Origin of the sequence: Neptuniibacter pectenicola, assembly GCF_001597735.1 — a bacterium.
In the GTDB taxonomy this organism is placed as follows: domain Bacteria; phylum Pseudomonadota; class Gammaproteobacteria; order Pseudomonadales; family Balneatricaceae; genus Neptuniibacter; species Neptuniibacter pectenicola.
The window spans coordinates 102,745-115,994 of the sequence record NZ_LUTS01000008.1 but is presented as its reverse complement, the minus strand read 5'-3'; the positions used below and the strand labels follow the sequence as shown (position 1 = coordinate 115,994).

The following is a 13,250-nucleotide window of genomic DNA, read 5'->3' as shown; positions in this document are numbered from 1 at the left end:
TCATATGAAAACAACTATCCAAATTAGTGTTGATTCTGATTTTGTTGATCACATCAAACTCCTTACTCGTCAGAAAACAGGTTCTAAAGCCTTTCTTTTTGCGGTTGAGCGTTTTGAGAGGCTTTCAAATGAATGTTCTTCAAAACGTGAGCGTATTGATGATCTCTTACTTGAATTGGAACGTTATAGGCATTTAGTTAAGGCAATTGAGAGGCCATATCGCGAAGTACAAGAGCTTTTAGGTCAAGAGGATATTTTTAATGATTAAACGTTGGCTTCAGCTTCGAGTAGAGGCTCATACAGATATTTATTTAATGGATCATTTTAAATCTATTGATGATCCCGATTTACGAAAGCACTTTAAATCTGTTAAGCGATATAATTTATTTTGCTCAAGACTGTATCAATTTTTATTGAGTTTTTTCTGAAGTTGGAGCGGGCCGTTTTCTATGTGATATGAGGAACGATTATCATATTGAAAAACCGCAATAGAGCTGATCTTTATAGATGTGATTAACGCTAAGAAGGGGGCTTGTGCTCCTTTTTTTGTGGGTGTGGCTCGGAATTACTCCCCCCGCATAGTAATACGGGGGGAAGAAACTACATAATCCGAATTACGTGTCTCTATTTGTAGAAACTTCTTTTTCTTTTTATTTATTTTTTATCCATGACGCTGGTAAGAGCTGTGTCTCTCAGGGAATGGGTACGGTGTGTTGCTGGTAAGAGCTGTGTCTCTCAGAACACACATATTTGACCTTACGTTATCCATGACGCTGGTAAGAGCTGTGTCTCTCAGGGAATGGGTACGGTGTGTTGCTGGTAAGAGCTGTGTCTCTCAGAACACACATATTTGACCTTACGTTATCCATGACGCTGGTAAGAGCTGTGTCTCTCAGGGAATGGGTACGGTGTGTTGCTGGTAAGAGCTGTGTCTCTCAGAACACACATATTTGACCTTACGTTATCCATGACGCTGGTAAGAGCTGTGTCTCTCAGGGAATGGGTACGGTGTGTTGCTGGTAAGAGCTGTGTCTCTCAGAACACACATATTTGACCTTACGTTATCCATGACGCTGGTAAGAGCTGTGTCTCTCAGGGAATGGGTACGGTGTGTTGCTGGTAAGAGCTGTGTCTCTCAGAACACACATATTTGACCTTACGTTATCCATGACGCTGGTAAGAGCTGTGTCTCTCAGGGAATGGGTACGGTGTGTTGCTGGTAAGAGCTGTGTCTCTCAGAACACACATATTTCTGGTTGATAATGGGGATGCTGGAAAGTGCTGTGTCACTCAGATCCCCGTTAAATATTACCTTCCGGTTTTTATGTACCGTAGATAAGCATCGCAGCTTCGTTTCATTTCTTTTCTGCTAACTTCGCTGTCTTTCTGGGCATTCATCCGCTTCCAGTCACTGCACGATCGCTTAAGTGAGATTCCTTTTTTACTATTTGTTCTTTCCTTTTCTTCATGTTCAGTTCTAATTTTTTGGGCTTTTGCGTTATTTTCTGCTCTCATTGCTGCTATTAATGCTGCTTCTTCTTCAGCTTTAGCTAGCTCCTGCCTTAATTCATAAGCTGCATATTTCGCAGAAACATAGTTAGAAATCAGGTTTCCAGATGCAACAGATATGGTTATGACTATTGATAGTACAAAATAATGAATAGGGGGCATGAACAAAAATCCTTTTTTGATTTTAATCTTAATTTTCAATTAATTACTTTATCAATTGGATGTTTATTTAACTAGCTTGATGGTTCTCTGTGGTTTTGATTCATTGTTAACATATACTCTAACTTCGCTTCTTTCTTTGATCTTTTCTTTAAGTTTTTGGTTCTCATCCATTAGGTTCTTCATATCTCTGTTGATGTCCTTCATCAGCATCATAAAGAATGAAAAGTTTTCGAGTTGTACGTGATTGACCATGAAACCGTTAGGGCATGATATTTCACCGTCAATAACATACCAGCCTGTCGGCCAATCGGGTATAGCCCCAATCATTTTGATCTTTAGTAATTCTGTATGAGCATCACTAAGCTTTTGGTGTCCGTTAATTATCTTGTTTGCATGGGATCGTGAAAAGCCCAGAATGTCTATTAGGTCGCGTTCTCTAACAAATGCAGTTCTGTAATTGTCGGTTATCTTTAATTTCTTTTCCCAAGCCGCCTTTTTTTCTTGAAATTTTTTCATAACAAATAGCTTCCGTGTCCATAATTATGCGCGATAAATGCGCGGCATGAAAAATACGGGATATAGAGCACAAAATAAGCTCTATAAACGCGTGTTATACGAAATATGAAAAGTAGGGATCTGCTCATTATGAGACAAAATATCGTATTTAACATAATATATATTATGCGAATATGTGATTCTGCGTTTATGGAGGGCTACAGATTAGCTAATGCTTACTATTATTAGGTTTTGTCTTGGGGTCTATAACGTGAAATAAAGCAAATGCGGGAGATGTTTACGATGCCTGAGTTAAAATTCTAGGCATGAGATACAGGCGTATCGGGTGATTGATAGCTGCACAGCAATGCTGGATGAAGCTGTATCAACTCGCCCGTTACGTCTGATTCGACAATAAGTCTTGATGGCTCTGGTGCCATGCAATGGAGCTTGGCGACAACCTCATAGGCCTGGTACTTATGAAGCTTAAAGGTGTTGGATTCGTATAGATCCGCATCAAGCATGACGCTATCGCCTATGGAGATTTCATTCCACAGAAACTCTGTTTCCATATGTAGCTCAGTAAAATCGAGAACGCCCATAGTGCCCACCTTATGCGTTGATTGTATTAAGCTTGGACGATATTGTGGCGAATTGCGAGGTGAACGAGCTCTGAATTATTGCTGATGGATAGCTTTCTAAAAATATTAGTACGGTGTGCATGTATGGTTTTAGGGCTAAGAAACATGACTTTCGCCACTTGTGAGACCGTTCTTCCCTCTGCCAATAACGCAAATATCTGAAGCTCTCGCTTGGTTAAGCTCCCAATTGATGCACTTTCTGTGCAGCCTCCACCGTTAATTCTTAAGCGTATCTCTTCGGTAATGTACTCTTCACCGTCATGGATGGCTTTTACGGCAGCTAACAGCTCGTCTGGCGCACAGCGCTTAGTCAGAAAGCCCTTGGCGCCCGCATTTACAACATGAGCAGGAAATGGGTCGATCTCCATGGCGGTTAATACCAGAACTTTTGCTTTTGCATCATGGGAGATGATTCTACGAATCGCCTCAAGCCCGCCATTTAGGTTATTACTGATATCATCAGTTGATGAATCATTGGGCATATTGAGATCCATGATGACAACGTCTGGATTATGAGTTGCGTACATGTCGCATGCAGATTGCCCATTATCCGCTTCGCCAACTATCTCAATACTGTCATCAGATATAAGCAAGCGTTGAAATCCAGCCCTGACCAAAGGGTGGTCATCAACAAGGAGGATTTTAATTGGATCTGTCATTTATGTTCCTGTAATTTGTTTTATTGTATTTTATTAGCTTTAATCTTTTTATCGATTAAAAACAACAAATTAGATGGATAATCTTAAGTGCTTATTTATAAGATTATGTGCTTTCGTCAGGCAGGATTGCATCGGCACCCTTATAAACATCATGACAATTAATGTCGAGCGCGCCAGCGCTTGATATCTCTTCTGCGGGCACACTTGAAGGCAAGGCGACCAACTCATCACTGTAGCCGATAAGCTGTATACCCTCATTTTTACAATGTTTGAGTACTTTTTCGAGCGCTTTAATAACGGTAATCTGCCGACTATTGAGCAAACCGGCGTTCAGCGCTTTGTTTTTAGGCTTGCTTGTTACCTGTCTAATGGCATAACCGCCCTCATCAAGCAGCTGAATAGTAACATTCTTGAGCTTTTCTTGGATGAGAAGTTTTTTGGAGCGCTCAAAAGTAGCTACATCTTGGCAGCACACAGCGTCTTCAGGACTACATTTATGCAGTGCATCTAATATCACTACATCTTCTGCTTCAAGATTTAAAACTATATCCATATTAATGAGATACCTAAGAAAGCTAGACTCGGTGTTACGCTATATAGAGCAAATACAGGCGTACAGATTAACATTCCTCTCGGTTTAGCACTAGCTTATCCCCCGCTTCAGCGCGCTAACCTCTGCATTTAACTGCATATTCTCCATTTGAAGGGATGATTTCTCATTAATGAGCATCTCGAGCTGCTTAGTTAAGCGCTTGTTTTCTTCCTTGAGCGTCCGGTTTGTGACTTGAATTTCAATATATTCATCAATATCTTGCGCTCCCTTGCTCATAATTTTCATCTGCTTGAGTTCGCGCTCTAGGGATTCGTTTTTTGCTTGCAGTGCCATCAGTGTATTTTCCTGCTGAAATAACGTCCCTTGCAGCGTTAATTTCTGTTCGGCGCATTTTTCATTTTCTTTAAGTAAGCGAAGACATTGTGCGCGCAGCTCTTTCATCTCGTGATGATCACTTTCTGAGGCGCTAGATATTAGTTTGATCTTTTCCCTGTACTCACTTTCAAGGCTTAACCGCCTCTGCTCAAGCTCCTTCTCCGCATAAGCGAGCGCCTGGAGCCATAGCTTGCTTGCGCTTTCTGCGACAGGGTCAGGCAGCATAGGGTGGCTCGTACTAACCTTCAGGCGCTCACCAAGCTCCTGCCACCACACATTTAATGCTTTATTGATGGTTGTGATGGAGCCACACCCCATTCTCGCTCTTACGTTTTGCTGGGTTGGGCGAACACCTTCTTGCAAAAGGGCATCGGCAGTCTCCTTGGCAAGTTCTTGCGTAGAGCTCTTTTTTGTCATTTTAATATCCAATATGTATCAAATAATACATATTGTAGCTAAATATCTTAATCATTCCATCTTTAATGAATATCTTTTCGCAGCCTCCCCTGTTCTGGACTATTCTGAAAAAAGAGAGACAACACAAGGAGTTACCTTATGAGCATACGTGTAGCTATTAACGGTTATGGTCGCATTGGAAGAAATATCCTTCGTGCAATCTATGAATCCAACCAGCAAGACGATATCAAGGTGGTTGCCATCAATGACCTATGCGATCCAAAGGTAAATGCCCATTTAACGGAATACGACAGCGTACACGGCCGGTTTATGCATAGCGTAACGGCCGCCGACGATCACCTTGAAATCAATGGTGATCGCATAGAGATCCTGCAGGAAAAAATGATCAGCGCCCTCCCCTGGGATCAGTTAGAGATCGACATCGTGTTTGAATGCACTGGATTATTTACCAGCAAAGATGCAGCAATGGCGCATATTAAGCGCGGCGCAAAGCAAGTATTGGTTTCTGCTCCCACAAAAGATGCTGACGCGACGGTGGTTTTCGGTGTGAACCACCACACATTACGCGAGAGCGACCTTATTGTGTCCAACGCTTCCTGCACAACTAACTGCCTTGCCCCGATGGCTCAAGTGCTTAATAACACGCTGGGTATTGAATCCGGGTTTATGACCACAATTCACGCCTATACCAATGACCAGCACTTAACGGATGCTTTTAGTGGCGACCTGTACCGCGCACGAGCCGCCGCAACATCAATGATTCCCACCAAAACAGGTGCAGCAAATGCCGTGGGACTGGTATTACCCGAGCTCGAAGGAAAGCTTGCAGGCATGGCTGTACGCGTACCAACAGCCAATGTCTCCTTAGTTGACCTAACGTTTATTCCGGGTAGAACAACCAGTGTGGATGAGATCAACAGCATCATGTATAACGCTTCAGTCAGCTCCCACATAGGCGTACTCACTTATAACGATAAGCCTCTCGTCTCTGTTGATTTTAATCACCAACCGGCATCCTGCATATTTGATGCAACCCAAACGCTGAGTGCTAATGGCCAAGCAAAGGTGTTTGCTTGGTACGACAATGAGTGGGGGTTTTCAAACAGAATGCTGGATACAGCAAAATACATGGCCTCAATCGCCCGTAAATAAAAGCTAGCTGAAAACCACTGAGGCTACCGCGCGAAAGTGGTCAGCCTCGATAAGGCGGCGCTACTGTGTATGTTTAATATTTGAAAGGTAAAGATCCATGCTGTTGCATCGGGCAGGATTAGCGATAGTCTGCTGCAATCGCTCTTTTATACTGTCCGGGATCTCGTCAATCTCAGTGGCAGAAACCACCTGATACTGCTTTTGAATCAAGTAAGAAGGATTGTACCTAGATACCTGAATATAAGTGATACCTTCAGCATTAACTGAGGCATAGCTGATCTCTGAAAACGGATTATCATCTAGATCGCCGATTATATATCCCGCATCACATTCATGCGTGGGGCGCTTACCTGCAGCAGTCGCTGCCAGAACATCCGAGGGGTCCGCACCCGCCATAATTGACTTAATAGCCTTCTCATCGGCAGACTTAGGACTAGACGCAACAGTGGGGCTGGATAGATCACCTGAATCCAGTGCTTTAAACGCCTGACTGCCAACCACACCCGCAATCAACAGCATTAATATGCCTTTAGATAGATCACCCACACCTCCCTCCATAGAGCGCTAATTGCTCAAAGCTACTGCTGATCTTTAAATCAGTATAGCAGCACAATAATCATTCAGCTTACCGGTCCACAGCAAACATATATAACGCATCCATTATAACGAAATGAATCAGATAGGATTATTGTACCGTGGTACAGCCTCTAAAATACTAAGGCAGTATAAAATATAAGACCTTAGAGCCGCACAGCATGATGCCACCGCTCAGCTGTATAACAAATCTGATGCCCAGACAGGTGATGGCTTCTTATGCTCTGTGATCGTTTGATTTCGGATCGTCGCCACTTGTTCGAAGGGGTTATCGCAACGGGAGTTATCCAGAATTCTCACATGATCACATAGAGGAAGTACGCTTCGGACATTTGCTAACGTTCTAGGAATGCGCGCCTCTACTTTGTCATCAGGTACAAAGTGCCCACCTTCCCCTACTCGCTGGGATATACGGGCTTTATTCAATAAGGGGCTATCAACGCGGATAAATACTAAAACAACCTGATAACCAAACGCTTTGGCCTTAGCCACAAAGTCGATTTTTGAGGGGTGAGAGAAGACGGTTTCAAAGCAAAAATTCGCCCCATCGATCAGCAGTTGCTCACGCATCTGCGTCGCTAGCTGGGCTGCCTCATAGCTATTACCTTCCGGGTCATCAGGGAAGACTTGCTTTGCGAGCAGATCAGCATTAATAAACGACATGCTCAGTGGTTCAAGGTATTTACGGTAGAAAGTACTTATGCCTGCGCCGTTGCCGCCAACAAGCATCCACAGCTGCTTGGGATTACTCACCAATCATGCCCGTGGACGGAATGAATTGACCATTTTCAAACTGACCTACAGCCACTACACCATCTGGAGCAATTTGTTCTAACATTCCTGGGTATTGGGCTGAAGCCTGATACCTTAATGCGCTGGAAGTTATATCATCCTGAAGACAACCAGTGACTCGGTCATTTTCCAAGGCATCAAAGATGCTTATCCGGATCGACAGCTGGACCATTTACCGGCTCGACTTTTACCTGCACCAACCCTGCATAAAGCTGCAGTAAAGTCTCAGGCGTAATCACTTTAGATACGCTGCGGCCAATGTCTGCCCAGTACTCGATCTGCTCAGCAGTCGAACGATGGAGATGCTTGCCTGATAGCTTGGCTTGCTCTACTAGACTGGCGTCTAAACGCAGTGGGGAATGTGCCTTTGCCATATGATGCTCTCTATCGTTTTATTGACTTCTTATCAACTGTAGCAGATCGCTACAATTAAGCGCTATAACCTTAAAGCGCATCAAATCGAGACGATTGGCCATCGACCGCTAAGGCAGCACTCATGCGACATTCGAGTGGGCGACAAATCACAAGACAGAAAGAATCAGTTAATTCGTTGTACTGCACGTAAAAAAAAGACAACAAAAAACCCCGAAAGCGTTAACTTGCGGGGTTTAAAGTGCACCACAAAAGTGGTGCCCGGGACCGGACTCGAACCGGTACAATCTTACGATCGGGAGATTTTAAGTCTCCTGTGTCTACCAATTTCACCACCCGGGCGAATTTTAATGGAGGCGCGGGTCGGAATCGAACCGGCGTACACGGAGTTGCAGTCAGAGCAAAAACCGTTATGCCTCAATCAGTTGGGGCGTATTATCCGAATATTTCGGGCAATTGCAACCTATTTTTATCAATAAGTTACATATTTTTAAACCCTGTATATTCGGAAACCAAAACCTCTTGTGTTTTTTCAGGAATGTTTTGTTTGATACATATCAAAAACTATCTAGGTTGACCGTTTGTTACAGCTGCGCCGTCGCCGTAGCCGGTGACTTTTCCGTTAGCATCAATGAACGTGGCGACGCCTGTTGTTTGATTCATTAGGGCTTGGCCGCCGTTCGCCTGCGGGAATGATTTTATTGTCTCGCCGTTGCTGTTGCAGAGCGAAAACGAGCTAACCGGCTGGGCGTATGCGGTTGTTACGTTACTATCATAGGGGTTTGTTTCGTATTTTCCCGTTTCAGCGTTATAGCTGAGCTGCATGGGTTTGTCGGATGGCCATGATGTTAAATATGGAACTATTGTGCAGTAGTCCTCTGTTGATGACCCGCACTCACGAGAATGTGCGGTGTAAGAGTTCTCCCACCACCCTGGAGTGGTGTAATAAAACGTATCATCAACACGCCGTGTTAGCGTTGCGTTATTGCTTTCTGCGAATAGTTCGAACGACCCTGTTGGAGTAGACGCTTTGTAAGCGCCGGTAGCGGCGCTATAATAATAATACCCTGCTCTATATTCTGGATCGACTGGAAGACTATTAGGATCATCCCACCCCTCTGGCGCGGTAAACTGGCCGTCAAATCGAACGTCTACAGGATCACCTGTGGCGCAATCTTTAAGACCGGTCAACCCCTTAACTAAGTCGCCAAGTGTTAGGTTGTCAACATTGTAAATCCCGCTACCGTTTGCTGCTGGATCATCTATTGGGTATGGGTCGGTTATTCCAGTGTCGCCTGTTGTATTGCCACCATTAGATGATCCGCTGCCATCGTCGGGCTGCGTTGTGCCGGCGGTTTTGTTGCCGTCTTCATCTTCGCTGGGCGGGTTGCCGGTTGTTGATGACGACGAGCCGTCGGCATTAAAATACACAATGCCACGCCGACCTGGTATTTTGTCTTTTTGTTTGTGGCTTGGAATGTCGCCGCTGCGGCTGCCCTCAATACCAACGATTAATTTATAGTTTTCTTGCGCTCTATTTGCCATCGAACGTTACCTGTAGCAAATCGTTTCGTATTGCGATGTTGTAGGTTTTTGATACTGAAAGCTCTTTTGTGTCACGGCTCTCGTCATCAATTGCGGGAGTGTCAACAATCATCGCGACCGGCGTTTTTAGTCCGAGTGTAAACGTGCCGCCGGGCTTACTTTTCTCTTGGAATATGTAGCCTGCCCAATCAGGATCTTGAGTACCGCCTAACGGGATTGTATGAGGTCCAAGTTTGATTGTGCTCGGGGTGTTTGCAGAGTCCACCAGCGAAGGCCTAGACGGGATAACAATGTCGTCATTTGATGCGCTGCCGATTGATTGGCTTAATGACAGCTCTATCTCGGTAGATGCAAACAGGTCGACAGTGTCAAACGTGTGGGTGATCTCGGTTACTTTACCCTTTGCCGTCACTTTGTCTGCGGTTGTTTTTATGGTGTGGTAGAGCTCAACATCAGGCCATGCGGGGGTTTCAAAATTAACGCGATTGTCTCGGTGGCCCTTGATGATTTTGGTTTTCTCTCGGTTTAACCCGGTTAGCACCATGTTATTAAACGCATTTATATCTGTCGTTTTTTTAATAACGTAGTCGCCGTTGGCGGTTTGTGTCGCGGACGATGGCGGGTTCGCGTGGGCTATGTAGTTCTCCCAATCGGACGCGTCATACTCGTCTGCTGTACCATAGCTAACCTCGCTCGATACCTCGCCGTATTGTGCGATTGATTGCGGCGCTTGTAACGTGCATTCAATCGTCTCTGTGATGTTTTGAGACCAGCGTTTGCTTGCCTTCCAAGCAGCCTTTTGCGCGTATAGATTGGTATTGTCTATTGATGTTTGGTTGTCTCGGTTGTAGTCGTAAACAGGCTCGCCGTTTTGGTCAACAACAGGGTTGCCATTCGCATCTTTTTTCTGTGTTGCAACTACGTCACCGGTGCGAGTAATCGGGCTCCAGTAGTACGAAACGCCGTTTATTGTGTAGCGCCCCGCAGGGTCCAGTCCTTCAAAGTTGTAGTTATCGTATGGCCAGCCTGCCGAATCAATCGCTTGTTTTAAATCGATATTGGACGGAGGCAATCCCCAAATATCGTAATACGCCATCCATAAGCCGCTATCAAAGCTGTAGTTGCGTTCTCGGTGGCGGAGTAGTTGATAGTTGTATGTAAATGTACAGGTGATTTTGTTGGTTACGCGGCCACGGGATAGCACAGTAACAGACGGATTACGCCGGAATATAGATTCATCAGTGAGGATGTAATCAGGTGTTGATTTAGGTTCCCACGCGGTAAGCCGTCCTGTTCCATCTGTTGCGTAGTCCCATGCATACGGGATTGTTTCTAAGCGCTGTTCTAGCTCTGCGTTTAGATCGTCCGCACTGCTAAATACAGCATCTGAGTAATAGCCAACACCGCGCACAAAGCTCTCGGAGAGTGCGTTGTTTTTTTCGGTTCGGCTGTCGGTGCATTGCAGGGTGATCGTCTCGTTGATAATGTCGATTTCTGGCACATCAACAACGCCAGTGTAGATAATTTTGGATCGATTAACGGCCGACGCGGTAATGATAACGGATTTGCCGTGATACTGATTTATGTTTTGAACGCCCATCGGCGGGATTAACATTATTGTTGCCAGGGTAGAATCACCCTCTCGGCGTGTAATTGTCACGTCACCGGTTAACATATCATCAACAGTGTTACCGCCAACTGATACTGTTAAATCAAACCCATCCCAGCCCAACAGCGCGCCATCGGGCTGTTTAAACTGATAATCATCAGCTGCACGTCTTACGCGTTGCGCCAGCCTAGCAATAATACCAGTGGCGGTAGCGGATACGGATTGATCTACGGCTAAAAGTTTACCTGCAGCCGTTTGATGTAGCTCAACCGTTTGGTTTAGTGTTATCAGTGTGCCGCCAGTAGGCACACCCACCACCTGAGACAGAACAATAATCTCGCCACCAGCAGGCAGGCTTTGAACGCGTTGATTGAGCGTTAACAATACGCCGGAGCCTGTTATGTGCAGTGGGTCAGCTGGAATGCCTGTACCGTTTAGCTGCGAGCTATTAACGGGAGTTGAGTTTATTGAAAGCATTTATGCACCCAGCGTTAGCTAAATTGTAAAATTACCCGTACGGATTGGCCCGTCATGCTTAAACGTGATTCCGTCAGCATAGGCACCTGCAACATTAGATGTTGTATAGTTCCAGCCGCCGATAAAAAGATCACCCGCTCCCTGAAATATATCAGGCTCAGGGAATGTGCCAACGGCCACGCCGTCAACGTAAACAGTAACGTCATCACCGTCGCTATTTATAGATAAGTGATGAAAGTTTGTTGTATCAGCTGTAGGCGCATAGGCCTGATAAAAAGCAGTAGTATTATTTTTGCCTGCGAATGCAATATTTACAGATGACCCGCTAGACAAAAGACCAAAATACCATGCATCGTTTAAATTGCCCGCCAACCCCTTTGAGAACAAAAAAAAATGCTTATTTGTGTACCGCAACCGAATAAATGCTTCCATCCCCCAACCTGTCGTTTTTAGACGTAGATTCGGATTATCCGCAACGCGCAGCCTATTCCCGCCGCTTAGCGCACCAAAATCTAGAAAATAATCACCTATAGGTGCGGGCGATGTATCCAATATACCTACAGAACCATCCTCAATAATTGTCATATTATTGCCAGACGCATCTGTTATTGTTAGTCCGTCACTGTAATCTAGCAACAGTGATACACTGGGCGATTCTTCATTATTCCCCGCCGCGGCTCTCAACATTGGCCCTAGCATTACGCAATACTCCCTACATACGCGCCAAAGAGATCTGAGCCTACTTTCCAGAACGTGATTGCATCAACAGCGGTTAATGTTGGAGCAGATCCTCCCACCCACGTCATTGCTGGCCATGTTGCAGTGTATGTATCACCTGCTGATAAATGCAGCGTTAACGATTCACCGGCATTGATCGCGATGGTGAATGTTGTGTTTGCTGTCATTGTGTAGGTTTGTATCCCACCGTCGGCGCGATCAATAGCGCTACTCGCTGTTGCCACGGTCTCTTTGTAGCGTTTTATCTCTGTCCCATCGAGCTGATCAAAGCTGTTTTTGGTGGCGCGACACTCTATAAAATCACCAGACACCCAGCCTTGGGCGGTTGTGCCCTCTTGGGCGCGCTCGATTGTCAGGGTTTCGCTGGATATCGCTGTAACTTTAATAATTTCGGTTTTAGTTGGTGCGCTTAGCGAGTCAGTGATTGTTAGCTCAATGTACTCACCTGCTGCAAGTGACGGCAGGCCGGTTGCAGAATCTACGTCTAGCGTTAAATCACTATCTAGCACGGTTGTTGTATCTATCGTGCTGCTATAATTGTTTACATGGATTCTCATTGAGCGGTCTCCAGCACATTGTTAAAACTGAGCGCTATGTCGTTTGCGTTGCTAATGTCCTCAACCGTATTTGTCACACGAACATGAATTTCTTTAGCATTCGCAACACCAGAAAGAACTGTTGTTCCCAGCGATAAACCAGCGCCAGCGGTTGCAGTATCAAGATCGAGCGCGGTGGCAGCTAGTTTTACCTCGGTTGTTTCGTGGGTGCTGGATACGCACGTCCAGATAATTGTGCCGTCGGTAACGCTTGAGCCTATCGATGTTGGCCACGTTGGTTCTGTAGCGTCTGACGTGCCTGCGGTTGTCACTTGGTATCGACGACCATTCCCGACCGTCGGTTCTGCGCTATACCCAACAACTTGTGCGGTTGATGCTTCCCATTCGGGCAGATTATCGACAGGTGTGACGACGATATTATCTACGCCCGGGTTTACGTTTGATTGCAGTTGCACGGATGTGCTTGCAGACCCAAAGTAGAGAATAAAGTCCTGCGCTCCGTCTGATAAATCACTGTTATGCGTAATCGTTAGCGTTCCGCCGTATGGCGTTGTTAGCGCTGAATCTTGATAGAGTTTAAATGATAGGTCGTCCAGTGCCATG

General features: G+C 45.2%; 16 protein-coding genes and 1 tRNA gene. 2 read left to right on the top strand and 15 right to left on the bottom strand.

Annotated features, from left to right (window positions below; genetic code table 11):
* Positions 1–4: 4 nt before the first annotated feature.
* Positions 5–268, top strand: coding sequence for a hypothetical protein (locus tag A3773_RS11870; RefSeq protein ID WP_067986270.1), 264 nt, complete (start codon positions 5–7; stop codon positions 266–268).
* Positions 269–1,308: 1,040 nt separating this feature from the next.
* Here the strand turns inward: A3773_RS11870 and A3773_RS11865 are convergent.
* From A3773_RS11865 to A3773_RS11840, 6 genes are all read right to left on the bottom strand, one after another.
* Positions 1,309–1,710, bottom strand: a complete 402-nt coding sequence (locus A3773_RS11865) for a hypothetical protein (protein ID WP_156473518.1) — start codon at positions 1,708–1,710, stop codon at positions 1,309–1,311.
* Between the two features lie 24 nt (positions 1,711–1,734).
* Positions 1,735–2,187: a hypothetical protein gene (locus A3773_RS11860; protein WP_067986266.1), complete on the bottom strand. Its 453-nt coding sequence runs from the start codon at positions 2,185–2,187 to the stop codon at positions 1,735–1,737.
* Positions 2,188–2,486: 299 nt separating this feature from the next.
* Positions 2,487–2,768 carry a hypothetical protein gene (locus tag A3773_RS11855; RefSeq protein WP_067986264.1) on the bottom strand — a complete coding sequence of 94 codons (282 nt, stop codon included), beginning with the start codon at positions 2,766–2,768 and terminating at the stop codon, positions 2,487–2,489.
* 26 nt (positions 2,769–2,794) lie between these two features.
* A complete protein-coding gene (locus A3773_RS11850; protein ID WP_067986262.1) occupies positions 2,795–3,466 on the bottom strand; it encodes a response regulator in 672 nt (223 codons plus the stop codon).
* Between the two features lie 103 nt (positions 3,467–3,569).
* Positions 3,570–4,019: a response regulator gene (locus A3773_RS11845; protein WP_067986260.1), complete on the bottom strand. Its 450-nt coding sequence runs from the start codon at positions 4,017–4,019 to the stop codon at positions 3,570–3,572.
* A gap of 90 nt (positions 4,020–4,109) precedes the next feature.
* Positions 4,110–4,811, bottom strand: a complete 702-nt coding sequence (locus A3773_RS11840) for a DNA-binding protein (RefSeq protein WP_067986258.1) — start codon at positions 4,809–4,811, stop codon at positions 4,110–4,112.
* Positions 4,812–4,949: 138 nt separating this feature from the next.
* On the opposite strand from A3773_RS11840, the gene gap reads away from it, so the two are divergent.
* The gene (gap, locus tag A3773_RS11835) at positions 4,950–5,963 is read left to right on the top strand and encodes a type I glyceraldehyde-3-phosphate dehydrogenase (protein WP_067986256.1); all 1,014 of its coding nucleotides are present in this window, start codon (positions 4,950–4,952) and stop codon (positions 5,961–5,963) included.
* Positions 5,964–6,023: 60 nt separating this feature from the next.
* Here gap and A3773_RS11830 read toward each other — a convergent pair whose 3' ends face one another.
* The 9 genes from A3773_RS11830 to A3773_RS11790 all read right to left on the bottom strand — a co-directional run bounded on the left by A3773_RS11830 (position 6,024) and on the right by A3773_RS11790 (position 13,249).
* Complete coding sequence (locus tag A3773_RS11830; RefSeq protein ID WP_156473517.1) at positions 6,024–6,509, bottom strand: hypothetical protein; 486 nt, start codon at positions 6,507–6,509, stop codon at positions 6,024–6,026.
* Positions 6,510–6,731: 222 nt separating this feature from the next.
* Positions 6,732–7,310 carry an ATPase gene (locus A3773_RS11825; RefSeq protein ID WP_231902201.1) on the bottom strand — a complete coding sequence of 193 codons (579 nt, stop codon included), beginning with the start codon at positions 7,308–7,310 and terminating at the stop codon, positions 6,732–6,734.
* A gap of 176 nt (positions 7,311–7,486) precedes the next feature.
* On the bottom strand, positions 7,487–7,723 hold the full coding sequence (locus A3773_RS17970) for a TA system antitoxin ParD family protein (RefSeq protein ID WP_197462774.1): 237 nt from the start codon (positions 7,721–7,723) through the stop codon (positions 7,487–7,489).
* Positions 7,724–7,976: 253 nt separating this feature from the next.
* Positions 7,977–8,063: transfer RNA gene (locus tag A3773_RS11815), tRNA-Leu, on the bottom strand.
* A 222-nt stretch (positions 8,064–8,285) separates the two neighbouring features.
* Positions 8,286–9,152 carry a hypothetical protein gene (locus A3773_RS11810; RefSeq protein ID WP_156473516.1) on the bottom strand — a complete coding sequence of 289 codons (867 nt, stop codon included), beginning with the start codon at positions 9,150–9,152 and terminating at the stop codon, positions 8,286–8,288.
* A gap of 103 nt (positions 9,153–9,255) precedes the next feature.
* Positions 9,256–11,352 (bottom strand): hypothetical protein, encoded by a 2,097-nt coding sequence (locus tag A3773_RS11805; RefSeq protein WP_067986242.1) that lies wholly within the window; start codon positions 11,350–11,352, stop codon positions 9,256–9,258.
* A gap of 18 nt (positions 11,353–11,370) precedes the next feature.
* Positions 11,371–11,937, bottom strand: coding sequence for a LamG-like jellyroll fold domain-containing protein (locus A3773_RS11800; protein WP_197462773.1), 567 nt, complete (start codon positions 11,935–11,937; stop codon positions 11,371–11,373).
* 113 nt (positions 11,938–12,050) lie between these two features.
* Complete coding sequence (locus A3773_RS11795; protein WP_067986239.1) at positions 12,051–12,647, bottom strand: hypothetical protein; 597 nt, start codon at positions 12,645–12,647, stop codon at positions 12,051–12,053.
* Positions 12,644–13,249: a hypothetical protein gene (locus A3773_RS11790; RefSeq protein ID WP_067986238.1), complete on the bottom strand. Its 606-nt coding sequence runs from the start codon at positions 13,247–13,249 to the stop codon at positions 12,644–12,646. Before A3773_RS11790 ends, A3773_RS11795 begins: the two co-directional genes overlap by 4 nt.
* Position 13,250 lies beyond the last annotated feature (1 nt).